This is a genomic window from Azospirillum mesophilum, from assembly GCF_053470405.2.
The window spans coordinates 270,593-297,141 of record NZ_JBPXMQ020000003.1; the positions used below are offsets into that span (position 1 = coordinate 270,593).

Here is a 26,549-nt window from a genome sequence, read left to right on the forward strand (position 1 = left end):
AGGGTAGGGTGACCTACGACATCGTGGCCTACGACATCAGAGACGCTGTCGCGGAGGAGCATGATGCGGTCGACGCGCTGGCCGTCGCGTCGTGGCACGTGCTGAAGGACGGCTACGACCCGGAACTGTGGGACGGCATGCTGGCAGCGGTCGCGAGGATGTCCGGCCTGGCCCAGAAAGGGCAGTTGATCGTCGCGGCCGATGGGGGCGCGATCCTCGGTGCGGTGTGCTACATGCCGCCAACGGCGTCCAATCCGGACATCTTTCCGGAAGGATGGCCGTCGATCCGCATGCTGGTGACCCACCCCGCGCACCGCAACCGGGGAATTGGGCGCCGCTTGACGGAGGAGTGCATCCGCCGCGCGAAGAGGGACCGTGCGGAGTGCATCGGCTTGCACACCAGTCCGGCCATGACCGTGGCGCTTCCGCTCTACCTGCGGATGGGCTTCGTGAAGGACAGGGACTTGCCGCCGATCGCCGGGGCACCCTACGCGCGCTACGTGCTGGCGTTCTGAGCGCGGGCGTTCACATCACCCGGACGGGAGCCGAGAACACGTAGCCGACGCCGTGCACCGACTTCAGCGGTGCGGGGCCGCCGATGGCGCCTTCGATCTTGTGGCGCAGACGGCCGACCACCGTGTCGATGGAGCGGTCGTCGGGGTTCCAGCGGCGGTTGTACAGCGCCTGGGAGATCTGGTCGCGGGTCGCCGGCTGGCGGGCCTGCCCGGCCAGCAGGGAGGCCAGCTTCATCTCCATGCTGGTCAGGCTGATCCGCACGCTGGTGGGGCTGGTCAGCGACCAGTCCGTGGCGTCCAGCACCCAGTTCGCTTCTTCCGGAGCGGACGGTGCGCCCGCGGGAGCCGGCTGGACCTGAGGTGCGACGGGGCGGGGCGGGGCGGCGGCGTTCTCCAGGCGGCGCAGCAGCGCCTTGACCTGGGCTTCGAGCTCCCGCATCTCGACCGGCTTCACCAGATAGGCGTCGGCCCCGATCTCCAGCCCGACCACGCGGTCCACGGTGGAGCCGCGGGCCGTGACCATGATGATGCCGATGCTGGGCGTTTCGCGCAGGCGCGTGGCGATCTTGAATCCATCCTCGCCCGGCAGGTTGATGTCGAGAATCACCACCGCAACGGAGCGGGACGCCATGACCTCGTCAAGCTCACGCCCGTTCTTCGCGCCGATGGCGTCGAATCCGCAGCCGCGCAGATACTCGACCAAGTCGCGGCGAAGCGACGTCTCGTCCTCGACGACAACGATCGTGACCGGCGCCATGATCTTTCGCTCCTCCGATCCCGGCTCAAGCAAACCGTCTCAACCGGCGCGGAAATTATAGGAATTCGAATGACCCGTCGAGACGCTTCCAATCCCGAGGGCATTCGCACTTAAAAATACGCGGTTTCGCGCGTGTCCGCACCCTTGGGATGCGCGCCGGTTGCGGCCGGAGGGACCCGGAAGCCGACCATCGTGATGTCGTCGCGCTGGGGCTGATCGCCTTGGAAGCCCGCGAGGCTCGTCTCGATGATGGCCTTCTGCGCGTCCAGCGGCAGGCCGCGGCAGCTTTCGATGACCTCCCGCAGGCGCCGCTTGCCGAAGCTCCGGCCGCGCTCCCCGCCGCACTGGTCGGTCAGCCCGTCGGTGCAAAGATAGAAGGTCTGGTCCGCGGAGAGATGGACGACGTGATTCGTGAAGGCGGGCTCGCCGCCGGTGCTGCGGTAGCCGAGGCTGCGACGGTCGGGGCGGATCTCGGCAAGGTCGTCCGGCCCGGCGATCCACAGCGGCAGGCGCGCGCCGGCGAAGACCATCCGTCCCTCCGCCGGCCGGACGAGGCACAGCGCGAGGTCCAGCCCGTTGTCGAAGCCACCCTCCCAACTGGACGCCGTGCCGTCCTGGTGCAGGGCGGCGCGCACCTTCCGGTCCACGGCGGCGAGCAGGGCGGCGGGGTCGGCGGCACCCATCGAATCGACGATGTTGTTCATGACGGCGCTGGCCGTCATCGTCATGAAGGCGCCGGGCACGCCGTGGCCGGTGCAGTCGGCGACCCCGATGAGGAAGCCATCCCCGACCGCGCGGAAATAGTAGAAGTCGCCGCTGACCACGTCGCGCGGGCGCCACAGCACGAAATGCCCGTCCAGGCCGTCCTCCAGCACCTCCGCCTTCGGCAGGATGGAGGATTGGATGAGCTGGGCGTAGTTGATGCTGTCCATGATCCGCTGGTTGATGTCGGCCAGCGCCTCCGTCCGTTCCCGCACGCGGCTTTCCAGGGTCTGGGTGTAGTCCTGGACCGTCTCCGCCATGTGGTTGAAGCTGCGGGTCAGCACACCGATCTCGTCCGCCCGTTCGGTCGCCAGACGGGCGCCGTAGTCGCCGTGCGCCATGTCCTGGGCGGCCTGGGTCAGCCGGCCCAGGGGGCGCAGCACGACGCGGTTCAGCATCGCGCTGATGATCGCGACCACGGACACCAGCGACAGCAGCAACAGACCGACCACGGGCAGCAGCGCCTTCAGCGTGCCCTCCTGCACCTCCGCCGTGGAGTAGAGGAGGCGCAGTGTGCCGACCTTGCGGGTCAGCCCATCGCCGCCCCGCAGGAGGATCGGCCACTCGACCGTGACGGATCCGGAGTTCGGCCCCGCTCCGCCGGTTTCGGCGAAGGCTTCGGTCCGGCCGGGTTCAAGGACCGCGACGGAGCGGATGGCCGGGTCGCGCTCGCGCAGGGCTTCGATCATCGTGCGCACCGCGCGCTCGTCGAACTCCCACACCGGTGCGGCCAGCGCGTCGGCCTGCATGGCCGCGACCAGCTCGGCGCGGCGGACCAGCGCCTGCTCCTGCTGCCGCCCGACGACGCTGGCGGAAACGCCAACGGCGATCACGCCGACGGTCACCGCGGTCACCATGATCGTGGCGCCGACGCGCGTCAGCAGCGACCGGCCGCGCCGTTGCTCGGGCAGGCTGCGCGGCGCCGTCATGGGGCGATTCCCTGGGGGGCGATCCCCTGGCGCGCCCAGAAGCCCGCCAGCGTGCCGTCGGCCTCCAGCCGGTCGAGCGTGGCGTTCACCCAGGCGGCGGTGACGGGCGCGCCTCGGCGGACGAGGATGGTGTGGTCGTAGATCTGGTCGGTGCGGTCGGACACCAGCAGCTGGGCGGCGAGGTCCGGGTTGGCCTTCAGGAAGCGCGTCAGGAAGGATCGCGTGACGATGGCCAGCGCGGCGCGGCCCGCCACGACGCTGCGCACGTTCCCCTCGTGCGTCGTGGTCAGGCGGGTGTTGAAGCGCTTCTCCAGCACCGCCGGGTCGGCGTCGAAGCCGGCGAAGGCGTAATGGTAGCCCAAACGGCCGAGGATCGACTTGCCCTGGAGATTGTCGAAGAAGGATTGGTCCACGCCGGGACCGGCCTTGGCGACGAAGACCTCCGCGTCGCGAAAGAAGCTGCGCGACGCCTCCACCGGACGCCCGGCCCAGCCCCAGGCGATGCTCTCGAAAGCGATCAGGTCGAAGCGACCCTGTTCCAGATCCTCGTAGCGGCGCTGGGGGGAGGTGCGGATCAGGTCGAACCGGAAGTCGGACTGCGCGGCGTTCAGCAGATCGACGAAACCGCGCGTGACGCCGTCGCCGGCCTCGTTCACGTAGGGTGGGAACTCGTAGGCGCCGACCTTCACGGGGACGGGCTGCGCGGGTGTCGCGGCATTCGCGCTCCCAAGCGACGCAGCGAGAACGGCGGTGAAGGCGAGGCCCATGGCCGTCCGCCGGGCGATTCCATCAGCCATTCTCGGTCCCACACCTGATCATGCGTATACGAATATATGTATGCCGGTTAACGTCGGCTCAATTTACCCCCGTATGCGGCGCTGCGGCAATGCGCGTCGGTGGACCCGACGCGCATTTCCTCGCTCAGGCCGCTTCGGTTTCCCGCTCATGCTCGGCGAGGTCGCCGATTTCCGCGCCGCTCAGCGTCTCGCGCTCCAGCAGAGCGATGGCGATCCCTTCCAGCGCCGCGCGGTTGGCGAGCAGGATGCGGCGCGCGCGCTCCATCCCCTCATCGGTGATTCGGCGGACCTCCTCGTCGATGCGCCAGGCGGTGCGCTCCGACCGGACGACGGCGGGGTCGTTGCCGGCGTGGGCGACGAAGCCGATGGCCTCGCTCATGCCCCAGGCGGTGACCATGCGGCGCGCCAGATCGGTGGCGGCGCGGAAGTCGGCCTCCGCCCCGGTGGTCACGGCATCGTCGCCGAAGATCAGCTCTTCCGCCGCACGGCCGGCCATGGCGACGGCGATGTCGGCCAGCAGCTTGGCCCGTGAGACCGACACCCGGTCGCCTTCCGGCAGGCGCACGACCATGCCCAGCGCGCGGCCGCGCGGGATGATGGTGGCCTTGTGGATCGGGTCGGCCTCCGGGCAGCGGATGGAGACCAGCGCGTGGCCGGCCTCGTGATAGGCGGTCAGGCGGCGCTCATGGTCGGAGAGCGCGAGGCTGCGCCGCTCGTTGCCGAGCAGGACGCGGTCCTTGGCGGCCTCGAAATCCCCCATGTTGACCACCACGCGCCCGTTGCGCGCGGCGGACAGGGCGGCCTCGTTGGTCAGGTTGGCAAGCTCCGCGCCGGAGAAGCCGGGCGTGCCGCGCGCCACCGTCCGCACGCAGACGTCGGCGGCGAGCTGGAGGCGACCGGTGTGGACGCCCAGGATGGCCTCGCGCCCGGCCACGTCGGGCAGGGCGACGTGGATGTGGCGGTCGAAGCGGCCGGGGCGGGTGACGGCGGGGTCCAGCATCTCCGCACGGTTGGTCGCCGCGATGACCACCACGTCGCCGCCGTCCACGATGCCGTCCATCTCCACCAGAAGCTGGTTCAGCGTCTGCTCCCGCTCGGAGTGGGAGTTGGACTCGCCGCGCTTGCCGGCCAGCGCGTCCACCTCGTCGATGAACAGGATGCAGGGGGCGTTGGCCCGCGCCGTCTTGAAGACGTTGCGCACGCGCGCGGCCCCCAGCCCGACGAACATCTCCACGAAGTCGGAGCCCGACGCGGTGAAGACCGGCACGCCGGCCTCGCCGGCCGCGGCCTTTGCCAGCATGGTCTTGCCGGTGCCCGGCGGGCCGACCAGCAGTATGCCCTTCGGCACCCGGGCGCCGGCCATGGCGAAGCGGCGCGGGTCGCGCAGGAACTCCACGGTCTCCCGCAGTTCCTCCTTGGCCTCGTCCACGCCGGCCACGTCGGCGAACACCGTGCGGGTGTCACGCGGGCGGACGCGGGTGGCGCGGCCCATGCCCATGAACTGCCCGCCGCTGAGCAGCAGCGCGCCGAGCAGCAGTCCGACCACCAGGAAGGGCGCCAGCTTGTCCAGCACGTCCATGGTGCGCGGCACCAGCCCGCCCGGCCCATCGTCGAAGGTCATGGCGACCTTGCGGGCGCGCAGCTCCTTCATCAGGTCGTCGGTGACCGGGACGACGACGCGCAGGCGATTGCCGTCCGTGGTGGCGGCGTGGGCGCCGTCCTCGCGGAAGATGACGGAGGCAATTTCGCCCCGCTCGGCCGCCGACACGAAGTCGCTGTAGGTCGCCATCTCCTCGGCGCGTTCATGCGAATAGTCGGACCAGGCCGCGAAGGCAAACCAGGCAAGCAGAAGCGCGGCAATAACGGAAAGGGCGACGATGACTTTTTTGGGGATCGGCGGCATGACGTCCTACGCAAGCGGCGAAAACCGTTTCGGGCAATTCACCGCCATTGATGAAGGCGTAAGGCCGCCGCATCAACCTCTTTTCCGGTCAGGGCTTTTCTTTGACATAAAGGTGTAGGTTGAGTTAAGGCGCCGCCGAAACTCAACCTGGACCATATCCGGCTTAATCCAACCCAGCCTTCTTGCGCACGTCGTAGCTGCGCGTCTTGGCCCATTCCTCAACGAACTTCACCAGTTCGGCGTCGGGCGGGTCGGGCAGGACGACCTTCAGCTTCACATACTGGTCGCCGGGCTGCTTGGTCGTCTGATTCATCACGCCCTTGCCACGCAGGCGCAGGGTGGAGCCGGTGTTGGACCCCGGCGGGACCTTCACCGCGACCGGGCCGCTGACCGTGGGCACGCGGATGCTGGCGCCCAGCACCGCCTCGTTCAGGGTGATCGGCACCTCGACATGGATGTCGGCGCCCTGGCGGGTGAAGTAGGGGTGCGGCTCGACATGCACCTCGATGATGGCGTCGCCAGCACCACCGCCCGTGCCCGGCAGGCCCTGGCCCTTCAGGCGCAGCTTCTGCTGGTCCTCGGTGCCGGGCGGCACGGTGACGTCGATGCTCTTGCCGTTGGAAAGGTTGACGCGCCGCTTGGTGCCCTGCGCCGCCTCGATGAAGGGAACAGTGACCGAGTAGGCGATGTCGCTGCCGCGCGCCCGCGGCCCGCCGCCCGCACCGGTCCCGCCGCCGGCCTGCTGGCCGGCGCCGCGCCGGCGTCCGCCGCCGAACAGGTCGGAGAACCAGTCCTCGCCGCCGAAGAAGGAGTCGTCGCTTCCGCCGCCGAAGCCGCGGCTTCGACCACCGCCCGAATAGGCGTGGGAGCGGGCGCCGAAGCCGTGGTGCCGTTCCTGGCCGGAGGAGTCGATCTCCCCCCGGTCGAAGCGGGCGCGCTTCTCGGGATCGGACAGCAGCGTGTAGGCCGCCGAGATCTCCTTGAAGCGCTCCTCATTGCCGGCGTTGCCCGGCTTCAGGTCGGGGTGGTGTTCCTTGGCGAGCTTGCGGTACGCCTTCTTGATGTCGTCGGCACTCGCGGAACGGCTGAGCCCGAGTATTTGATAAGGGTCACGCATGCTGTCTACGGCCAAAGCTTTCCCGCCCCGAAGCCCGGGGCAACGATGTTACGAGTTGGCGACGATCTTCCACGCACCGTCGGCCTGTTTGCAAGCGGTTCCGTAGCCCAATTCCGTCTTGCCGCCGACGGCCACAGCCTGCTTGAATTCGCGGCAATACTGTCCGGCGCTGTTGTACCCTTCGCGGATCGTGGTCACGGAACCGGAGTGGCCCGTCTGGGGGTTCGACCAGCCGACCGGATCGCCGATCGGGGCGCCGTAGGCGCGGCGGGCGGCACCCTCGGCGTAGCTGACGTCGGCGTCGTCGATCTTCACCCCGCGCCCGATGAAGGCGCCGAGCAGCGTGCCCACGCCCGAAGAGGCCACCTTGCCCGTGCCCGAACCGTATTGCGTCATGATGGGGCCGACGACGACGCCTTCCTCCTTGGCGGCTTCCTTCGGAGTGTTTGCGCAACCCGCGAGCAGGGCGACGGCCACGGCGGCCGGGAGGAGTTTCTTCACGAACATCGATGGTGCCTCGAACGGTTAAATGTCGGCGCGCCTTCCGGGCAAAGCGCCGGTGGACACTGATATATGCGAGCCTATGCTATCTGTGAATTGGGACGAAGCTGTGACCGGCATTTCAACCCCAAAGCACACCAGCACCAGGCGCCGCGAAAGGGCGCGCAAGAGGGGATCATGAGCGAGACCAAGGATCGGGATCCATACGAACTGTTCCAGGAATGGCTGGAGGAGGCGGGGCGGACCGAGCCCAACGACCCCAACGCCATGGCGCTGGCCACCGCCGACGCGCAGGGCGTGCCGTCCGTCCGCATGGTGCTGCTGAAGGGAATCGACCCGCGCGGCTTCGTCTTCTACACCAACACGGAAAGCCGCAAGGGCGAGCAGCTGCTGGCGAACCCGAACGCCGCGCTGTGCTTCCACTGGAAGACGCTGCGGCGCCAGGTCCGCGTGGAGGGCGCGGTGGAGCAGGTCACGGATGCCGAGGCCGACGCCTATTTCGAAAGCCGCGCGCGGGAAAGCCGCATCGGCGCGTGGGCGTCGCAGCAGTCGCGCCCGCTGGAAGGCCGGTGGGAACTGGAGAAGCGCGTCGCCCAGTACGCCGCCAAGTTCGGGCTGGGGGCTGTGCCGCGCCCGCCGCACTGGACCGGGTTCCGCATCCTGCCGCGCCGCGTCGAGTTCTGGCAGGACCGGCCCTTCCGCCTGCACGAGCGGGTGCTCTACACCCGTGCGGGCGAGGGCGATGCGACGGAGGCGCGGTGGACGACGGAGCGTCTTTACCCCTAAAACGGTCTCATCTGCCACGGGGCCGAAGGGACCGATGACCGAAACGCACACTCACCGGCTGCGCCGGTACGCCACCTACGCCAGCGTGTCGGTGTCGGCAACCTTGATCGCGTCGAAGCTGCTGGCCTATCTGGCGACCGACTCGGTCAGCATCCTGTCATCCCTGATCGACTCCAGCACCGACCTGCTGGCGTCGGTCGTGACGCTGCTGGGCGTGCGGGCGGCGTTGCGGCCGCCGGACGAGGCGCACCGCTTCGGCCACGGCAAGGCGGAGGCGCTGGCGGCCCTGGCCCAGGCGGCCTTCATCGGCGGCTCCGCCCTGTTCCTGACGATCGAGGCGGTGCGCCGCCTCATCCGCCCGGAACCGGTGGGGGAAGGGGCGGTCGGCATCGGGGTGATGCTGCTGTCCATCCTGCTGACCGCCGGGCTGATCACCTTCCAGCGGCACGTCATCAAGGCCACGGGCTCCGTCGCGATCGGAGCCGACCGCCTGCACTACTCGGGCGATCTGCTGATGAACACGGCGGTGATCGTCGCCATCCTGCTGACGGGCTGGACCGGCATCGGCGCCTTCGACCCGCTGTTCGGGCTGGGGATCGCCGCCTTCCTCCTGTACGGCGCGCGCGGCGTCGGGATGGAGGCGCTGAACGTCCTGATGGACCGCGAACTGCCGGAGGAGGAGCGCCAGCGCATCCTCGCCCTCGTCACGGCGCATCCCGAGGCGCGCGGCGTGCACGACCTGCGCACGCGCAGCACCGGCATGGGCGCCTTCATCGAGTTGCACCTGGAACTCGACCCGCAGATCACCGTCGCCGCGGCCCACGACATCACCGACCGCATCGAGACGGAACTGCGCGAGGCCTTTTTCCACGCCGAGGTGATGATCCACCAGGAGCCCGCCGGCCTGCAGGACGAGCGGCTGGACCATAGGATTGCGGAAGGCCGCGTCGGCTGATCCACCGGGTGGCCGACCGCCGGACGTCAGATATCAACGGTGGCATACGAACAGGGTTTGTCGGGTGTGACATTCCAATGGACGAGAAAGGCTTACCTCGACCACTGTTGCGAATTTGAAAGAAACGGGGAATAATCGCGTCATTACGGTAATTTTCCACACTCTGTGACAGGCAATACGGCGGTAGAAATGGACAGTGCGTTCGGCAACCGCGTTCACCTGATTGCGGACATTGCCACCGAAGCGGGCAATCTCGGAATCGAGATCGCCGACATCGCCGGGCATGTCGAGGACGTCAACGGCCGGCTGGGCCATCAGGCGAACGTGTTTGCGCAGTTGCGCGAAACCGGCAGCAAGATGACGCAGAGCACCGAGCGCATCTCCGCCGCCGCCACGGTGGCGCGCACGGTGACGGAGCAGGCCCGGCAGGAGGTCGAATCCTCCCACGACCGCGTGCAGAAGTCGATGTCCGACATCCACTCCCTCGTCGCCGCCGTGGGGGGCATGGAAGGGCAGATCGCCGGGCTTCAGGAAGCGCTGGACCGCGTCGGCAAGGTCGCCAAGGAAATCTTCGTCATCGCCAAGCAGACCAACCTGCTGGCGCTGAACGCCACCATCGAGGCCGCTCGCGCCGGCGAGGCGGGGCGCGGCTTCGCCGTCGTGGCGAACGAGGTGAAGGCCCTGTCCAAGAAGACCAGCGAAGCGACGACCGAGATCGACGCCACGCTGAAGTACCTGAACGATCAGGCGCAAAGGCTGATGGCCGAGAGCGCCGCCAGCGCCACCAAGGCCCGCGCGGTCAGCGAAGGCACGACCGCCATCGGCACGGTGATCGAGACGGTCGGCCGCGCCATGACCGAACTGCACACCGAGACCGACAAGATCGACGCCGCCTCCGCCGAGATCGGCGCCAACTGCGAGGAGTTGGAGCACGAGATCAGCGATCTGGCCGTCGGCGTGCAGCTTTCCAGCGACAACCTCGCCCAGGCGCGCGACCGCGTGAACACGTTGCTGGGCATGAGCGAGCGCCTGATCGGCATCACGGCCGAACTGGACGTGGAGACGGTGGACACGCCCTTCATCCGGCTGGTCCGCGATGCGGCCTCCCGCATCTCCGCGAGCTTCGAGGATGCGGTGGCGCGCGGCGAAATCAGCGAGACGGATTTGTTCGACCAGAGCTACCGGCCCGTCCCCGGCAGCGACCCGCAGCAGCATCTGACCCGCTTCACCGAATTCTGCGACCGCGTGCTGCCGACGGTCCAGGAACCGCTGCTCGGCCAGAACGACCGGATCGTCTTCTGCGTCGCGGTGGACACCAACGGCTATCTGCCGACCCACAACCGGAAGTTCAGCCAGCCCCAGCGCTCCGACGCCGTGTGGAACGCGGCCAACTGCCGCAACCGCCGCATCTTCAACGACCGGGTCGGGCTTGCCGCCGGGCGCAACACCAAGCCCTTCCTGCTGCAGACCTATCGGCGCGACATGGGCGGCGGCAAGTACGCGCTGATGAAGGACGTCTCCGCGCCGATCACGGTCCGTGGCCGGCATTGGGGTGGCCTGCGCGTGGCCTACAAAGTCTGACGGTCGGTTCGGACGAGCACAGGGGTATGACATTGCGTCGCAGGGCATCTTGTCATACCCCTTGTGCTTAAGCGTTGCGGTTTTCCGAAAATTTGATGACAATCCAAATCGGGTGGGTTGCGGAAAGTTGATCGAGCCAGCGGGGTGATCCGTTTGGCTTTCCGAGGGAGTCGTCACCGAAAAACTTCGGAGGTGATGACCATGCCCGAACGTATCGTGGCGCTCTCGCGTGCGGTGTCCGACCTTGCCACGCGCAAGATGGACGAAATTCAGGCCGTTACGAACACGACGAAAATTCTGGCCCTGAACGCCCTGATCGAGGCGATGCGCGCGGGAGAGGCTGGGCGTGGCTTTGCGGTGGTCGCCCAGGAGGTGAAGGCCATCTCAGAACGGATCACCGGCATCGGCGACGAGTTGCGCGGCCAGATGGCCCTCCAGACCGACGAGTTGAACACGCTCGGCAAAAAGCTGGTGTCGCAGCTTCGCGGCGGGCGGCTGGCCGACTTGGCGCTGAACATGATCGACATCATGGACCGCAACCTTTACGAGCGGTCCTGCGATGTGCGCTGGTGGGCGACGGACAGCGCGGTGGTGGACTGCGCGGCCGCCCCGACGCCGGCCCATTGCGCGCACGCCTCCCGGCGGCTTGCCGTCATCCTCGGCGCCTACACCGTGTATCTCGACCTGTGGGTGGTGGACCGGCACGGGGTGGTGTTGGCGAACGGCCGGCCCGACCGCTACCGGCGCGCCGTCGGCAGCTCGGTCGCCGGGGAATCCTGGTTCCGCGACGCCATGGCGACCCGCAGCGGCGGCGAGTTCGCGGTGTCCGACATCGCCGTCAACGACCTGCTGGACCACGGTACCGTGGCCACCTACGCCACCGCCATCCGCGAGGGCGGTGAGGAGAACGGCGCGGTCGTCGGCGTGCTGGGCATCTTCTTCGACTGGCAGACCCAGTCGCAGGGCGTCGTCGATTCCGTCCGCCTGACGGAGGAGGAGCGGGCGAAGACCCGCTGCCTTCTGGTGGACCGCAGGCACCGCGTCATCGCCGCTTCCGATCGGCGCGGCGTGCTGTCGGAGACATTTCCGCTGCGCACGGAACACCACAGCCAGGGCAGCTACGCCGACGACAAGGGCAGCGTGGTGGGCTTCGCGCTGACCCCCGGCTATGAGACCTACAAGGGGCTGGGCTGGTACGGCGTCATTGTGCAGGAGTCCATCACCGCGCGGGGCTGAGCCGTTGCAGCCAGACGTTTCCTTTTGCCGCAATTCATCGCTGTTTGATTTCGGTCCTGAAATCCTGCTGAAACAGCCACATGTTGGTATTCAACATCATCCGATGGTGTTGATCATGCAGATGTTCAGGCTGACCGTGAACGAGCGCCAAGGGGAAACCGACATCATCGGGCAGGCCGTCAGCGACGTCCTGCTCGCCGATGTCATTTCCAAGGAAACGAAGGACCGGCTGGTGGACGGCCTGACCGTCCTGCGGTCCGGCCTGAGCTGTACCGACTACGGCTGCCAACGCTGTTTTCAGCGCCGCGATTGCGAACGGCTGGTCGAAGACATCCTCGCGACGACCTGAGTGCGCACTGGGACGTACATCGGCCCAGATCGCACATCGGAAGAGGTGGCGGAACACCCTCCAAGGAGACGTCCGCGGCTGTGACGGCCATCACCGCGCTTTGTGAAATCCATGCTAAACTGCGACGTTGACGGTCCGCCGGGCCGGCCGATGGGCCGTTCGCCGGACCGGGTTTGAAACGGCGCCGCGGGGCGAGGTCGGCATGGGCTTTTCGGTCACCTTCTGGGGGGTGCGCGGCACCGTTCCGTGCCCGATCCCCTCGCACATGGGCTTCGGCGGCAACACCAGCTGCGTCGAGGTCAAGGCCGGCGACCAGCGCATCCTGATCGACGCCGGGACTGGCATCCGCATGCTCGGCAAGCAACTGCTGAAGGAGGGTGTGACCGAGGCGACCCTGCTGATGAGCCACACGCATCTGGACCACATCAGCGGCTTCCCCTTCTTCGCTCCGGCCTACACCAAGGGCTTCCGCCTGCGCATCATGTCCGGCCATCTCTGCGGCAATCCGGGCATCGAGGCCGTCATGGCCCGCCAGATGGAGCGCCCCCTGTTCCCGGTGCCGCTGCGGACCATGGGCAGCGACATCCATTTCGAGGAGATCGCGGCGGGGCAGAGCTTTTCGCTGGGCGACGGCATTCAGGTCCGCACGGCCCCGCTGAACCACCCCGACGGCGCGACCGGCTACCGCATCGAGCATCTGGGCAAGTCGGTCGCCTATGTGACGGACACGGAGCATGTCCCGGACCAGCCCGACCAGAATGTCCTGGATCTCATCGCCGGGGCCGATCTGGTGCTCTACGATTCCACCTACACCGACGAGGAATGGCAGGATCGGATCGGCTGGGGCCATTCCACCTGGATGGAGGGCGTGCGGCTGGCGCGGGCCGCGGGCGTGAAGCGGCTGGCGTTGTTCCACCATGACCCCGACCATGACGACCCGACCATAGAGGCGATCGAAAAGGCGGCCCAAGCCGAATTCCCCGACTGCTTCGCGGCGCGCGAGGGGACGACGGTGACGCTGGCCTAGCGTCCTTCGGGTCCGGGTGGGTATAGAGGGGGCTCCTTTCCCACCGCCCCGCCGCTCCTTCGTCATGACCGCTTCCATCCTTGCCCTGTTCGCCGCCACCTACCTGGGAATGGCGCTGGGGCGCTTTCCCGGCCTGCGCATTGACCGCACGGGGATCGCGCTCGTGGCCGCCATCCTGCTGCTCGGCATCGGGGCGCTGGATTCCCGGCAGGTGGTCGAGGCCATCGACTTCCCGACCCTGTTCATCCTGTTCGGGCTGATGGTCCTGTCGGCCCAATACGCGGCCAGTGGCTTCTACGACTGGTGCGCGCTGCGCGTGGCGCAGGCGGCGCGGTCCCCAGCGCGGCTGCTGGCCGTGACCGTGCTGGTGGCGGGCGGGCTGTCGGCGGTGCTCGCCAACGATGTGGTGGTCTTCGCGATGACGCCGATGCTGTGCGTCGGGCTGACCGCGCGCGGGCTGGACCCGCGCCCCTACCTGATCGCGCTGGCGGGTGCGGCCAACGCCGGTTCCGCCGCGACGGTCATCGGCAACCCGCAGAACATCCTGATCGGGCAGATGGGGCACCTGGACTTCTGGCGCTTCGCCGGTGTGTGCGGCGTCCCGGCGCTGGTCGGGCTGGCGGCGGTCTACGGCGTGGTGTGGTTCTCCTGGCGCGACCGCTTCGGCCGGCCGGACGGCGACGGCGCGGCGGAGCCCGTGGAGTTGGACCGTGCCCAGCTGGTGAAGGCGGCGGTGGCGACGCTGGTGCTGCTCGGGCTTTTCACCACGTCGCTGCCGCAGGAGACGGGGGTGCTGCTGGTGGCCGGAGCCATGCTGGTCAGCCGTCGGCTCGCCACGCGCGGCATGCTGGGTATGGTGGATTGGCACCTGCTGGTGCTGTTCGCGGCCCTGTTCGCCGTCAACCACGCGCTGGGTTTGACCGGCTTGCCGACCGAGCTGGTCGGGCGGCTGGAGGCGGCGGGCCTGCTGCCCGACCGGCTGGCCGTCATGGCGCCGCTGGCGCTGGTCGCCAGCAACAGCATCGGCAACGTGCCGGCGGTGATCCTGCTGCTGAAGGCGTGGCCGGCACCGCCGGAGGGTGCGCTCTACGGGCTGGCGGTGCTGTCCACGCTGGCCGGCAACCTCCTTCTGCCCGGCAGCCTCGCCAACATCATCGTCGCGGAGCGGGCGGCGGCGGTGGGTGTTCGCCTCGGTCTGGTTGAGCACGCGCGCTGCGGCGTGCCCATCACGCTGCTGTCCATGGGCTTCGCGGTGCTGTGGCTGTGGGCCACCGGCTGGATGCGGCCGGTCTGAAACCGGACGCCCGTTCCCACCCCATCGTCCCACCCATCGCGCGGGTCCGGGGTGATTTCGGGCTATGCGAATGGCACGACCGCTCTCCGTCGGTGGCATTGCCCGGTCCTCGTTCAGCCAAAACTTACAGGGTGGCGCCGAACAGGACGGAGAATGGATCAGCATGTCGGAAGGCATCCGGCCCCACGGGGGGCACCACGGGGGGCACCAGACCGGACAACAGGGCGGGCATAAGGGATCGGCGGCCGGCGTCGTCGCGGTGATCGTGACGTACAACCGCCTGACCCTCCTGCGCGGCTGCGTGGCGGCCGTCCACGCCCAGGAGCCCCGGCCGGGCCGCATCGTGGTCGTGGACAACGGGTCGACGGACGGCACGGCGGAATGGCTGGCCGAGCAGCAGCGGAGAATCCCCGAGCTTTTGGTCATCCGGCAGGCCAACGTCGGGTCCGCGGGCGCCTACCATACCGGGTTCGACGCGGCGCTGAAGCTCGGCGCCCGATGGGTCTGGAGCACGGACGACGACGGCATTCCCGCCCCCGGCGCGCTGGGCGAACTGCTGCACCAGGGGGAGCGGCACAACCTCGACATGGTCGGCCCGATGGTCGTCGCGGCAGAGGATCCGGGCGACCTCGCCTTCAACACGCACGGCTTCAGCAAGGCGGCGACCTTCGCCGCGGCGGCGGAGGACGGGATCGTCCCCGGCGCCATCGCCCTGTTCAATGGAACCTTGCTGAACCGCCGCGTTTTCGAGCGGATCGGCAACGTCAAGCGCGAGATGGTCATCTGGGGCGACGAGTGGGAGTTCACGCTGCGCGCCCGCCGCGCCGGGCTGAAGGACGGGACGGCGGTGAACGCCCTGCACGTCCATCCGCGCAACCGCCGCACCCAACGGAGGCTGGTGGGCGGCCTGCTCGGCACCGTGGACGAGATGCCGGCGAACCGTGCCCCCTACTTCTTCCGGAACATGGGCTACATCCACGCGACCTACGAGCGGGAGGCCATCAGCCGCATGATGGTGAAGTACACGCTGTATTTCCTCCTGCACCGCCGGGGCGACCTTCAGGGACTGCGCAGCTTCTGGTCCCACTACCGCGCGGGCCTGCGCGACCAGTATCCGGACGACCTGCGCGCCACGACCGCCGCCCGGCCCTTCGCGGCGGAGGCCCCGCCGGAGCCCCTGTCGAGCGAAGGCGTGTAACGCGGGGAGAACAGGCATGTTCAGGGACTTCAGCCTCGACGGGCAGGCGCCGGTCCGCTCCTCCGAATCCGCGTATCTGTGGCCGGCGGCGCTGGTGGCGCTGGTCGCTGCGGTCGTCCCGGTGTGGATGTTCGAGATCCCCGCGCTCGGCGATTACGTCAACCACGTGACGCGGATGTACGCGCTGGCCTTCCTGGACCAGGACCCGGCGCTGGCGCAGTTCTACACGGTGCGCTGGGCGATCATCCCGAATCTGGTGATGGACATCCTCGTCCCGCCGCTGGCCAAGCTGGTCGGCGTCCACACGGCGAGCCGGCTGTTCATCACCGCCAGCTTCCTGCTGCTGATGAGCGGCACCATCGCGTTTTATAGGGCGGTGTGGGGACGGGTGGCGCTGGGTCCGCTGGCGGCCAGCCTGTTCCTCTACACGATGTCCACCTACATGGGCCTGTTCAACTATCTGTTCGGGCTGGGGCTGGCTTTGTGGGGCATCGCGGCCTGGATCGCCTTGCAGGAGCGGAGCCCGTGGCTGCGCGGCTTGGTCTCGCTCGGCGTGGTGCTGGGCCTGTTCATCTCGCACCTGTTCGCGCTGGGCCTCTATGGCCTGACGCTGCTGGCTGGGGAGGCGTGGCGGCTGTACGTCACCGGCGACTGGCGCCGGCCGCAGCGCGCCCTGCCGGACCTTCTCGCCTTCGGTCTGCCGTTCCTGGTCGTGCCGCCCCTGCTGCTGATGAGCCCGTCCTCCGGCTTCGCCGAGGACGTGATGTGGGTGGGGACGGCCAAGCTGATGGGCTTCGACTTCCTGTTCGGCGCCTACGCGACCCTGGTCGGCTACGTGACCGGAGCGGCGGTGGGCATCGGCGTGGCCTGGGGGCTGTGGAGCGGCGCCCTGCGCATCCACCCCGTCGGGCTGATCACGGTGGGGCTGGGGCTGATCCTCTACGCGGCGATGCCACTGGTTCTGTTCGGGTCCTGGTTCGCCGACAGCCGGCTTCCGGTCGGCATCATGTTTGTCGCCCTGGGCTTCGTCCGCTGGGATTTGACCACCGGCGCCATGCGCGCCGCCTTTGTCTCCGCCGTGTTGGCGCTGTCCCTGCTGCGCAGCGCCGACGCGGGCGTGGCCATGGCGAAGGTCGACCCGATGCTGGAGGAAATCCGCCTCTCCATGCTGCGGATCGAGCCGGGGAGCACGGTGCTGTCCACCTACGCGGACGAGTCCCGGCGCAAGTCGCTGTTCCGGCCGATGCAGTTCACCGACGACCGGGCCGTATCCTTCGGGCTGCACCACTCACCGGTGCTGGCGCTGATGGACCGCTCCAGCCTCGTCCCCATCGCCTTCACCCATCCCGGCAAGCAGCCCCTGCTGCTGAAGCCCGGCTACGCTGATCTGGACGGCGATTTCACCTACGTGCCGCGCGTCAGCTACGTCGTCGACGCCGTGCGCGATCCGGGGCTGCGCGACAACTACTACTGGGCCGACTGGCCCAAGCGGTTCCGGTATGTGTATGTGCTGTTCACCGAGCCGGGGCGGCCCAATCCCGTGCCGGAGCATCTGACGCTGATCCAGGAGGGCCGGTTCTTCCAGCTCTACAAGGTGAAGTGAGCAGTGTGATGGTGGGGGCGCCTCCAGGGCTATCGCATGTCAATTCCCTCTCCCCTCTGGGGAGAGGGTTAGGGTGAGGGGGTTGCGCTTTTGCCGAACTCGCCGTCATGCACACCCCCCTCACCGGCCCTCCGGGCCACCCTCTCCCCAGAGGGGAGAGGGCTAAAAACGCCAAATGTGATTGCCTTGGAAGCGGCTATGCCGCCCCCTGCGCGCCCCGCACGAACTGGTCGAACATCGGCTGGATCACGGCCTCGCCGATGTCGCGGGTGATGAAGACGATCTTGGAGCGGTGGTCGTCGCTGGGCCATTCCTCCAGCCGGACCGGCGGGTGGAACATGTGCTGCACGCCGTGCACCACCACCGGCAGTTCGCTTTCCTTGACGTTCAGCAAGCCCTTGATGCGCAGCAGGTTCTCACCGCCGATCGCGATCAGGGCCTCCATGAAATCGATGAAGTTGTTCCACGGAATCCGCTCGTCCACCACCATGCAGAAGGCGCGGATGTGGTCGTCGTGCCGGTTCACGTCGTGGTGATGGTGCCCGTGCTCGTGATCGTGCCCGCAGTCGGGGCCGCAGGCATGATCGTGGTGATGGTGATCGTGATCGTGGCCGTGCTCATGCTCCTGGTCCCGGTAGGCTTCCTCCCTCAGCCAGCGGGCGACGTCGGGGCTCTTGGTCTCGGGGTTGTAGAGGCCGGCGTCGAACAGGGTCTGCGGGTCCACGTCGCCGAAGGCGGCGGGAATCACCGGGGCCGCCGGGTTGATGGCGGCAAGGCGCTGGCACAGGGCCGTGGTCGCGCCCGGCGTGGCGACGTCGGTCTTGGTCAGCACGATGCGGTCGGCGACGGCGGCCTGCTTCACGCTTTCCGGCTGGTGGTCGAGCTGGTTCGCGCCGTGCACCGCGTCCACGGTGGTGATGACGCCGTCCAGGCGGAAGCGCGCGGCCAGCAGAGGGTCACCCATCAGCGTGTGGATGATCGGGGCTGGGTCGGCGAGGCCGGTCGTTTCCACCACCACGCGGTCGAATTCCGGAATCTCGCCGCGCACGCGCTTCAGGAACAGGTCGCGCAGCGTGTCCACGAGGTCGCCGCGCATGGTGCAGCACAGACAGCCGCTGTCCATCAGCACCATGTTCTCCGACGCCTTGGCGACCAGCAGATGGTCCAGCCCGACCTCGCCGAACTCGTTGATGACGACGGCGGTGCGGGCCATGCCGGGATTGTGCAGCAGCTTTTGCAGCAGCGTGGTCTTGCCGCTGCCGAGGAAGCCGGTCAGCACCGAAACGGGCAGGCGGGCGGGAATGCCGGCTGTTGGATTGGCGGCGGCGGTCACGGTGTCTTCTCCTGGCAGTCGGTGCACATGCCCCGAACCTCGACGGTGGGGCGGTTCACCTGGAAATGGCGTTCGGCGGAGATGGTCGCAATGGCCGCGCTTATGCGCGGGTCGTCGATTTCGACCGCGTTGCCGCAACCCTCGCAGACGAGGAACTGGCCGGAATGGACGGCCCCCGGCGCCGCGCAGCCGATGTAGGCGTTCAGCGATTCGATGCGGTGGACCAGCCCTTGCTCCACCAGGAACTCCAGCGCGCGGTAGACGGTCAGCGGCGCGGCAGCCTTTCCGTCCTGCTGGCTGAGGTCGTCCAGGATCGCGTAGGCGCCGCGCGGGCGATGGCTGGTCCAGACCAGTTCCAGCACCCGGCGGCGCAGCGCGGTCAGGCGCGCGCCGCGCTCGGCGCACAGCGCGTCGGCGCGGGTCAGCGCGTCGGCGATGCAGTGCGTGTGGTCGTGGTTGGCGGGGGAAGGGGCGGCAAGCATGGTGTTACTCTATAACATCCGCTGGCGCGCCGGAACCCTTTTGCGGATCGGCGCCGTCACGCCCCCTCACGCATCGGCGCGCTTCAGCGCCTCGAAGGCGGCAAGCGCGCGGTCGCGGGCGGCGCCGTGGTCGACCACGGGGCGCGGGTAGTCGCGGTCGAGCGTCACCCCGGCCTCCCGCAGCACGGTCGCCGGTGCCTCCCACGGCTTGTGGATCCAGCGGGCGGGCACGCGCGCCAGTTCGGGCACGAAACGGCGCACGTAGTCACCCTCCGGATCGAACTTCTCGCCTTGCAGGGTGGGGTTGAAGATGCGGAAGAAGGGGGCGGCGTCGGCGCCGCAGCCGGCCACCCACTGCCAGTTCGCGGCGTTGTTGGCGAGGTCCGCGTCCACCAGCGTGTCCCAGAACCACGCCTCACCCGCCTGCCAGGGCAGCAGCAGGTCCTTGATGAGAAAGGACGCGGCGATCATGCGCACGCGGTTGTGCATCCAGCCGGTGCGCCAGAGCTGCCGCATGCCCGCGTCCACGATGGGATAGCCGGTCAGCCCGCGCTGCCACGCCCGCATCAGCGTATCGTCGCTGCCCCAGGGGAACCGGGCGAAGCGGCCGTCCAGGGGCGTGTCCGGCAGTTCCGGGAAGGTGTGGAGCAGGTGGTGGTTGAACTCCCGCCAGCCCAGCTCGCGCAGGAAGGCCAGTACTCCCGCCGCGAGTTCCGGCCGAGCCTCGGCGGCGTGGCGTGCGGCGTGCCAGACCTGCCGGGGGCCGATCTCCCCAAAGGCCAGATGGGGCGAGAGGGCGGAGGTGCCGTCGGTGTCCGGCCGGTCGCGCAGGGTGGGGTACTGCGCCACGGGGCCGTCCAGCAGGTCGGCCAGCCGTTCCCGCGCCGCCTCCTCGCCGGGCGTCCAGGTCTCGCGCAGGCCGCCGGCCCAGTCGGGTTTGGTCGGCAAATAGCCCCAGTCCTCCAGCCGTTCGCTGCGGATTGGGAGGGTAGGGGCGGTCAGCCGATCCGGAGCGCGGGTGGGGCGGGGTGGTTCCGGCAGGGATTGCAGGCAGCGCCAGAAGGGGGTGAACACCTTGAAGGGGCCGCCGGTCTTGGTGCGGACGGTCCAGGGCTCGAACAGCAGGCCGGCGTTGTGGCTGTGGGCTTCCAGGCCGCGCGCCTTCAGCCCTTCCTTGACGCGGCGGTCGCGGGCGATGGCGGCGGGGGCGTAGCGGCGGTTCCACAGCACGGTGCCGGCGCCCGTTTCCGCGATCAGCGCGTCCAGCACCGCCCCCGGCTCCCCGCTTCGCAGCACCAGGGGCGAGCCCAGCGCGGCCAGCGCCTTGCCCAGCCGTTCCAGGCTGCCGCGCAGCCACCAGCGGGAGGCTCCGCCGGGCAGCCAGGGGTCGGACGGGTCGTCCTCCCGGATGTACAGCGGGATGACGGGGGCGCCGCTCTCCGCCGCCGCGCTCAGGGCGGGATTGTCGGCGAGGCGCAGATCGTTGCGGAACCAAACTATTACGGGCGCGGGTGCGGTCTTCATCGGACCATCTATAAATAGTTCGGAAGAGAAATGGACGCGCGAAAGTGCCGCAGTCTGCTGCTGCGGATCAACGCCATTGCTACGCGACCGATTTCCGTTTGGATCACCGCGCGATGAAAAATTTTTCCTGGGAAAATCCCATTGACCGCGCTGCGATCGCCGCCAATTTCGCCTTCACTGCCACGATGCGGGGCCGCCCGCGATCGAGCTGCCCCTTTTCTCCTTCTGCCGGTGTCACCGCCGATCCGGCAGAGCCTGGCCCGGAGAGTCGCCCCCGGCTCTCCGGGTTTTCTTTTGGTCTAGGGAGGAGAGAGGCGGGCGCTGGGGAAGCGGTGGACCTTGCCGCGGGCCAGCAAATGCACCTCGAAGCGCGGGGCGAGCAGCCCGGCGACGGCCGGGTCCAGCACGTTCAGCCCGCCGGTGAAGGCGCCGAAGGCCGGCAGGATCAGCTTGGCCCCGTCAAAGGCGAAGCAGCGCTCCCGCACCCGGCGGCCGGGGACGAGCAATGCTGCGACGGGGTGCAGGTGGCCGGACAGTTCCCCGACCGCGCCCGGCACCGCCTCGTGCCGGAAGGTCAGCGGGCCGAGCGCCAGTTCCTCCACGATCCGCCCGCCGAAGCCCTCCGGCGGCTCCGGGTCGTGGTTGCCGGTGATCCACACCCAGTCCCCGACCGCTTCGGTCAGCGCCTTCAACCGGGCCACGTCGCCGGCCTCCATCCGCGAGGCCGCCTTGCGGTCGTGGAAGCTGTCGCCCAGGCACAGCACCCGCGCGGGCCTCAGCCGCTCCACCAGCCCGGCCAGCCGGTCGAGCGTCGCCCGCGTGTCGTAGGGCGGCAGCATCCGCCCGCGCGCCGCGAAGGCGGAGCCCTTCTCCAGATGCAGGTCGGCGACGACGAGCGTCCGCTCCGCCGGCCAGACCAGCGCGCCGGAAGCGTCGGGAGCGAGTGCGGCTCCCCGGAAGGTGATGGTGGCGTCCATATCCATGGCCATCACAACGCCAGGCGGCCCTGGGTATCACCGCCCGGCGAATCCAGTTCCGGCATCGCCTCCGCCACCAGTTCGGCGGCGGCCTGCTCCAGCAGTTCGTCGGTGGCCGATCCGTCCACCCGCTCCCGTCCGATCTCCAGGATCACGGGCACGGCGAGGGGGGAGATGCGGTCCAGATCCTTGTGCGTAATGCGCCCCTTCACGCGCGCCAGGAAGTCCGACAGGCGCCGCACGTCGGTCAGCCCGCCGGCCGCGTCGGCCTTGGTCGCCCGCAGCAGCACATGCCCCGGATCGTGCTTGCGCAGCACGTCGTAGATCAGGTCGGAGCTGAAGGTCACCTGCCGCCCGGACTTCTCCTGCCCCGGATGGCGGCGGTCGATGACGCCGGTGATCAGCGCCACGTTGCGGAAGGTCCGCCGCAGCATGGAGGACTCGTCCATCCACGCCTCCAGATCGTCGCCCAGCATGTCCTGGTCGAACAGCGCATCCATGTCCCCATTGGAGCTGGACGGTGTGCGCAGCGACCAAATCGCCAGAACATAGTCCGTCGCCACGAAGCCCAGCGGCCCGCAGCCCATCCGCTCCATCCGCCGGGTCAGCAGCATGCCCAGCGTCTGGTGCGCGTTCCGCCCCTCGAAGGCGTAGACGACGAGGAATCGCTTGCCCGCCTTCGGGAAGCTTTCCACCAGCAGCCCGTCCTTCGTCGGCAGCACGGAGCGCCAGCGCTGGAGCCGCAGCCATTCCTGCACGTCCTCCGGCAGTCCGCCCCAGCCGGCGGGATCGGCCAGCATCGCCCGCACCCGGTCGGCCAGCGCCGTGGTCAGCGGCAGCCGTCCGCCGGCGTAGGCGGGGACCTTCGGCTCCCCCGTGCCGCCTTTGGCGACCTGCGCCTCCATCTCCCGGATGCCGAGGAACTTCAGCAACTGGCCGGCGAAGACGAAGGTGTCGCCGGGGGTGAGACCCTGGACGAAATACTCCTCCACCTCGCCCAGCACCGGGCCGCGGTTCAGGCGCACGCGCAGCATGGCCTCTTGCGTGATGGTGCCGACGTTCATGCGGTACTGGCGCGCCACCGCCGGCCCGGCCACCGCCATGCGCCCGTCCTCGCGCATCACCAAGCGGTGAAAGCGCTCGTAGTTGCCAAGCGCGTAGCCGCCGGTCGCCACGAAGTCCAGCACGTCGTCGAACTCGTCCCGCGTCAGCCCGGCATAGGGAGATGCCCGCACCACCTCGTCATAGAGGTCGTCGGGCCGGAAGGGATCGGCGCAGGCCATGCCCAGCATGTGCTGCGCCAGCACATCCAGCCCGCCGGGCCGGGGCCGCTCCCCGTCCAGGCTCATGGCAGCGACGGCGTCCACGGCGGCGCGGCATTCCAGCACCTCGAACCGGTTGGCGGGGACGAGCAGGGCGCGGCTGGGCTCGTCCAGCCGGTGGTTGGCGCGGCCGATGCGCTGGACCAGCCGGCTTGCCCCCTTCGGCGCCCCGATCTGCACCACGAGGTCCACCGCCGCCCAGTCGATGCCGAGGTCGAGCGAGGAGGTCGCCACCACCGCCCGCAGCTTGCCGGCGGCCATGGCCGCCTCAACCTTGCGGCGCTGTTCCGCCGCCAGGGAGCCGTGGTGGAGGGCGATGGGCAGGTTGTCGTCGTTGATGCGCCACAGCTCCTGAAAGACCAGCTCGGCCTGCGCGCGGGTGTTGACGAAGACCAGCGTGGTGCGGTGGCCCCGGATGCGCTGGTACACCTCGCCCAGCGCGTGCACCGCCATGTGCCCGGCCCAGGGCAGGCGCTCCCTGGTCGTCAGGATCTCCACCTCGGCCGAGGCCCCGGCGCGCCCTGTCACCAGCCGCACGTCCTTGCTGTCGGCCTGTCCGGTCTTCGACAGCCAGCCGAGCAACTGGTCCGGCTCCGCCACCGTGGCCGACAGCCCGACCCGCCGCGCGGCGGGGGCGAGCTTCGTCAGCCGCGCCAGTCCCAGCGCCAGCAGATCGCCGCGCTTGGTCCCGGCCAGCGCGTGCAACTCGTCCACGATGACGCAGCGCAGGGGACGAAAGATGGCCGCCGCATCGGCGTAGGACAGCAGCAGGGCGAGGCTTTCCGGCGTCGTCATCAGGATTTGCGGCGGGTGCGCCCGCTGCCGCCGCCGCTTGGCCTCCGGCGTGTCGCCGGTGCGGGTCTCCGTGCGGATGGGCAGCCGCATCTCCGCGATGGGCTCCTCCAGATTGCGCTGGATGTCCACCGCAAGCGCCTTCAGCGGCGAGATGTAGAGCGTGTGCAGCCCCTCGCGCGGCCGTTCCAGCAACTCGATCAGCGACGGCAGGAACCCGGCCAGCGTCTTGCCGCCACCGGTCGGCGCGATCAGCAGAGCGCTTTCCCCCGCCACCGCCGCCTCGACCATGGCGATCTGATGCGGGTGCGGCGTCCAGCCGCGCGACCGGAACCACCCCGAGACGTTGGCGGGGATCAGAGCGGCCGACCACTCATCCATGGGTGGACTCGGTGGCGGTGGAGACCCCAGATGAAACGGGATGAAACGCTGTGAAACGTCGAACGTTGTGCTGTTTCATTCCGCTAGACCGGGCTCCCGGTTGGAAGTTCGCGCATGGATTTTAGTAGAGGTGTATGAACAAAGCAAGAACGACACGTCGCCTTATGCGACCCGGGAGGAGGCAAGCGTCCGCACGCGCATTTGGATAAGGCATGGCCTGATTTGTGGTGCCGCTGTTGATGTGAGCTATTTAAATCCCAAGTTGCCGTTTGAATACGTATTATTACACTATATCCACCAAAAGTTTTTCTCGGAACTTTGGTAGACTTCTTTTCACTGTATTATAGAATTCTTCCATTCCGTCAATTGGGTTGCGTCCGTTATCAGCTCGGCATGCTAATTCTTCGAGAACTATCCAATTAACGAGAGCCTCGTCTCCAGAAAAATCAATGACATCAGGATCTGGAAGTATGCAATCTTCATTCATGTGTTCGAAAATCTTTTCTGCCAGGGGCATCAATCCATTATCGGAATTTGCGCCCGGAATAGCGGCGGTTGTCCCCGCAACTAGGTCAGCTATTTGAATGCAGGCATGCGACGCTGAGGAGGCAAATTCTATTGGTCTGCTCATATTCCAGGTGATTGCTCGCCTCTTCCCCAATGCGTCCATATAAACCCTTTCTGATCTATTGACCATAACGTTAAAGATATCGGCCAGTGCGAGTAATGGTTTTGACTCATCGCAGGTTACTTGTATGACAGGATGCCTTTCTCCCCAGTATGCAAGATGACTATTGATCGCGGAAGTAGTGAGATCGAGTATCCACTTTCCTGTGTCTTTCGATTGCGAAAGCGATCGAGCTTCTTGCACGATGGTTAAATTATATCCACGAGCAAACCTAAGCATCTGGCCGATTAACTGATCATGCGCTTTGTCCTCATGAACGCCAAACAAAGTTGGTGCTTCATGCGGATCAAGCGAGCGCATGAATGATTCAAACTCTTTCGCGAGATCTTCGATCGGCTTGTCGATCATTTGTATGTAAAGGTACATCGCGACAAATCTGTGCAAATTATTTTTATAGAAAAGCATGTTGTTTTCCTGAATTACGGGTTCGTATATGTATTCAAAAACTTTGCCCGCAAGGCATAATTTCTTGTTGTAAAGGGTGCAAATGTAGCGTCCATCAATTCGCTTAAGGACGTCATCGATAAAGGCTCTTCCATTTGGCTTTTTGATCAGCTTTCGTGCTTTTAGCTCGGGCATTTGAATTTTGTGGCGGGCGCGAAGTTCTGCCAGTAATATCTCTGCTTCGTCTATTTCTAAGTTTACCGAAGCATAGCTAAAATATGGTTGATCGGGATTTGTTAGATCGTTTCCTGTAAATCCAGCCTCATCGCAGCAAATTAAAGAAGGAGAATACAAATTATTCAAATTGCTGCTCATTAGTTTATCCTTGTTGCGGCGGTTTTGTTAAGGAGTTTTGTCTTCTGCAGGGAAGACTTTTACAATTTTGAGGATAACGTGCAGGTCGCGCATGCCCAAGCGACGTGTCGCTTCAAGAATGGATGTTTCCAAAGATATGCGATTGGGCTCACTGGATTCGTTTGAATCAAAAATATTCGCCAATTCGCGTAGTGGAACATCTAAACTTTTGCTTATTCTGATCAAGGTTTCAAGCTTAGGAAACGTCAGCCCACGTTCCATCTTCGAAATCGCCTGAACGGAACGGTCGATCAACTCCGCAAGATCCTCTTGCGTGAGGTTTCGCTGTTCCCTAAGCGCGCGGAGCATCCGCCCGAATTCCTGCGTGCGTTCCATGTCCGGACTTTCATCCGGGCGGAGAGCGTTGACCATGTATCCAAAGCGCCGTAAACTTAAACTTAAGTTTCAGTTGGCGACGGGTGTACCATGCGTCTGATGGGTGTGTTATTGATCATCTGGGGCTTTCTGCTGGTGCCGCTTACCCTGCCGTGGACATGGGGGTACATCCCGCAACTCGGCTTCATCGGCAGCCTCGACGGGATGACGCTCCGCGTGATGGGCGACGGGATTCCTTACGCGGGCGTTGTGACGCTTTCGGTGATGATCGTGGGACTCGGGGTGAGTTGGTTCGTCCTCGGGACGGACCTGGACAGAATCGGGCGTGGGCGGCCGACGCGGCGGAAGGGGGAGGAGTAGGGGCGGTGGTGGCCGCTCTCCCTCGGACTTGAAGTCCGGCCACACCATGGTAATCTCGGGGTAAGGAGGTGACGCGCCTTCCTGTTCCCTGAGAGCAAGACCGGTTTCCCGGCCTCGCCCTTTTGGCTCTTAGCTATCCCGGTCTTGGTTGAAGCCCGCTTCGAACTCGAACTTCATCCGGAACCAGAAGCGATGGAGCCACTTCAGGAACCTTTTCAAGCGCGTCACCTCCTTTCGGATCGTCGG

General features: G+C 67.1%; 24 protein-coding genes. 11 read left to right on the forward strand and 13 right to left on the reverse strand.

The features are described from left to right. The first annotated feature begins 8 nt into the window (after window positions 1–8). Window positions 9–515 carry a GNAT family N-acetyltransferase gene (locus tag ACSVC7_RS05495; RefSeq protein WP_448203416.1) on the forward strand — a complete coding sequence of 169 codons (507 nt, stop codon included), beginning with the start codon at window positions 9–11 and terminating at the stop codon, window positions 513–515. A gap of 10 nt (window positions 516–525) precedes the next feature. Here ACSVC7_RS05495 and ACSVC7_RS05500 read toward each other — a convergent pair whose 3' ends face one another. The 6 genes from ACSVC7_RS05500 to ACSVC7_RS05525 all read right to left on the reverse strand — a co-directional run bounded on the left by ACSVC7_RS05500 (window position 526) and on the right by ACSVC7_RS05525 (window position 7,287). Further along, the gene (locus ACSVC7_RS05500; RefSeq protein ID WP_448203417.1) at window positions 526–1,272 is read right to left on the reverse strand and encodes a response regulator transcription factor; all 747 of its coding nucleotides are present in this window, start codon (window positions 1,270–1,272) and stop codon (window positions 526–528) included. A gap of 110 nt (window positions 1,273–1,382) precedes the next feature. Further along, entirely contained in the window at window positions 1,383–2,963 is a 1,581-nt protein-coding gene (locus ACSVC7_RS05505) for a SpoIIE family protein phosphatase (RefSeq protein ID WP_448203418.1), read from the reverse strand. Next, window positions 2,960–3,760, reverse strand: coding sequence for a substrate-binding periplasmic protein (locus ACSVC7_RS05510; RefSeq protein WP_448203419.1), 801 nt, complete (start codon window positions 3,758–3,760; stop codon window positions 2,960–2,962). Before ACSVC7_RS05510 ends, ACSVC7_RS05505 begins: the two co-directional genes overlap by 4 nt. A gap of 124 nt (window positions 3,761–3,884) precedes the next feature. Further along, the gene (gene ftsH / locus ACSVC7_RS05515; RefSeq protein ID WP_448203420.1) at window positions 3,885–5,663 is read right to left on the reverse strand and encodes an ATP-dependent zinc metalloprotease FtsH; all 1,779 of its coding nucleotides are present in this window, start codon (window positions 5,661–5,663) and stop codon (window positions 3,885–3,887) included. A 163-nt stretch (window positions 5,664–5,826) separates the two neighbouring features. Next, window positions 5,827–6,780 carry a DnaJ C-terminal domain-containing protein gene (locus tag ACSVC7_RS05520; RefSeq protein WP_448203421.1) on the reverse strand — a complete coding sequence of 318 codons (954 nt, stop codon included), beginning with the start codon at window positions 6,778–6,780 and terminating at the stop codon, window positions 5,827–5,829. Between the two features lie 48 nt (window positions 6,781–6,828). Further along, window positions 6,829–7,287: an RT0821/Lpp0805 family surface protein gene (locus tag ACSVC7_RS05525; RefSeq protein WP_448203422.1), complete on the reverse strand. Its 459-nt coding sequence runs from the start codon at window positions 7,285–7,287 to the stop codon at window positions 6,829–6,831. Window positions 7,288–7,353: 66 nt separating this feature from the next. Here ACSVC7_RS05525 and pdxH point away from each other — a divergent pair, with 66 nt between their 5' ends. The 9 genes from pdxH to ACSVC7_RS05570 all read left to right on the forward strand — a co-directional run bounded on the left by pdxH (window position 7,354) and on the right by ACSVC7_RS05570 (window position 17,310). After that, a complete protein-coding gene (gene pdxH, locus ACSVC7_RS05530) occupies window positions 7,354–8,067 on the forward strand; it encodes a pyridoxamine 5'-phosphate oxidase (RefSeq protein ID WP_448203423.1) in 714 nt (237 codons plus the stop codon). A 34-nt stretch (window positions 8,068–8,101) separates the two neighbouring features. Continuing rightward, the gene (locus tag ACSVC7_RS05535; RefSeq protein ID WP_448203424.1) at window positions 8,102–9,022 is read left to right on the forward strand and encodes a cation diffusion facilitator family transporter; all 921 of its coding nucleotides are present in this window, start codon (window positions 8,102–8,104) and stop codon (window positions 9,020–9,022) included. 189 nt (window positions 9,023–9,211) lie between these two features. Further along, window positions 9,212–10,603: a methyl-accepting chemotaxis protein gene (locus ACSVC7_RS05540; RefSeq protein ID WP_448203425.1), complete on the forward strand. Its 1,392-nt coding sequence runs from the start codon at window positions 9,212–9,214 to the stop codon at window positions 10,601–10,603. Between the two features lie 201 nt (window positions 10,604–10,804). Next, window positions 10,805–11,839 (forward strand): cache domain-containing protein, encoded by a 1,035-nt coding sequence (locus tag ACSVC7_RS05545; RefSeq protein WP_448203426.1) that lies wholly within the window; start codon window positions 10,805–10,807, stop codon window positions 11,837–11,839. Window positions 11,840–11,843: 4 nt separating this feature from the next. Then, window positions 11,844–12,188: a hypothetical protein gene (locus tag ACSVC7_RS05550; protein WP_448203427.1), complete on the forward strand. Its 345-nt coding sequence runs from the start codon at window positions 11,844–11,846 to the stop codon at window positions 12,186–12,188. 202 nt (window positions 12,189–12,390) lie between these two features. Continuing rightward, entirely contained in the window at window positions 12,391–13,215 is an 825-nt protein-coding gene (locus tag ACSVC7_RS05555) for an MBL fold metallo-hydrolase (RefSeq protein ID WP_448203428.1), read from the forward strand. A 64-nt stretch (window positions 13,216–13,279) separates the two neighbouring features. Next, window positions 13,280–14,509, forward strand: a complete 1,230-nt coding sequence (locus ACSVC7_RS05560) for an SLC13 family permease (protein ID WP_448203429.1) — start codon at window positions 13,280–13,282, stop codon at window positions 14,507–14,509. Between the two features lie 163 nt (window positions 14,510–14,672). Then, a complete protein-coding gene (locus ACSVC7_RS05565; RefSeq protein ID WP_448203430.1) occupies window positions 14,673–15,707 on the forward strand; it encodes a glycosyltransferase in 1,035 nt (344 codons plus the stop codon). Between the two features lie 16 nt (window positions 15,708–15,723). After that, window positions 15,724–17,310, forward strand: a complete 1,587-nt coding sequence (locus tag ACSVC7_RS05570) for a hypothetical protein (RefSeq protein ID WP_448203431.1) — start codon at window positions 15,724–15,726, stop codon at window positions 17,308–17,310. Between the two features lie 196 nt (window positions 17,311–17,506). Here ACSVC7_RS05570 and ACSVC7_RS05575 read toward each other — a convergent pair whose 3' ends face one another. The 7 genes from ACSVC7_RS05575 to ACSVC7_RS05605 form a co-directional block, all read right to left on the reverse strand. Continuing rightward, window positions 17,507–18,643 (reverse strand): CobW family GTP-binding protein, encoded by a 1,137-nt coding sequence (locus tag ACSVC7_RS05575; protein WP_448203432.1) that lies wholly within the window; start codon window positions 18,641–18,643, stop codon window positions 17,507–17,509. Next, window positions 18,640–19,125, reverse strand: a complete 486-nt coding sequence (locus tag ACSVC7_RS05580) for a Fur family transcriptional regulator (RefSeq protein WP_448203433.1) — start codon at window positions 19,123–19,125, stop codon at window positions 18,640–18,642. The genes ACSVC7_RS05575 and ACSVC7_RS05580 overlap by 4 nt, the downstream gene beginning before the upstream one ends. Before the next feature lie 66 nt (window positions 19,126–19,191). Then, on the reverse strand, window positions 19,192–20,649 hold the full coding sequence (locus tag ACSVC7_RS05585; RefSeq protein WP_448203434.1) for a cryptochrome/photolyase family protein: 1,458 nt from the start codon (window positions 20,647–20,649) through the stop codon (window positions 19,192–19,194). 299 nt (window positions 20,650–20,948) lie between these two features. Then, window positions 20,949–21,638 (reverse strand): ligase-associated DNA damage response endonuclease PdeM, encoded by a 690-nt coding sequence (gene pdeM / locus ACSVC7_RS05590; protein ID WP_448203435.1) that lies wholly within the window; start codon window positions 21,636–21,638, stop codon window positions 20,949–20,951. Beyond that, window positions 21,638–24,121, reverse strand: a complete 2,484-nt coding sequence (locus ACSVC7_RS05595) for a ligase-associated DNA damage response DEXH box helicase (protein WP_448203436.1) — start codon at window positions 24,119–24,121, stop codon at window positions 21,638–21,640. The genes pdeM and ACSVC7_RS05595 overlap by 1 nt, the downstream gene beginning before the upstream one ends. Window positions 24,122–24,404: 283 nt before the next feature. After that, on the reverse strand, window positions 24,405–25,568 hold the full coding sequence (locus ACSVC7_RS05600) for a DUF3800 domain-containing protein (RefSeq protein ID WP_448203437.1): 1,164 nt from the start codon (window positions 25,566–25,568) through the stop codon (window positions 24,405–24,407). A gap of 27 nt (window positions 25,569–25,595) precedes the next feature. Then, on the reverse strand, window positions 25,596–25,943 hold the full coding sequence (locus ACSVC7_RS05605) for a helix-turn-helix domain-containing protein (protein ID WP_448203438.1): 348 nt from the start codon (window positions 25,941–25,943) through the stop codon (window positions 25,596–25,598). Between the two features lie 90 nt (window positions 25,944–26,033). On the opposite strand from ACSVC7_RS05605, the gene ACSVC7_RS05610 reads away from it, so the two are divergent. Continuing rightward, on the forward strand, window positions 26,034–26,303 hold the full coding sequence (locus ACSVC7_RS05610; protein WP_448203439.1) for a hypothetical protein: 270 nt from the start codon (window positions 26,034–26,036) through the stop codon (window positions 26,301–26,303). Window positions 26,304–26,549 lie beyond the last annotated feature (246 nt).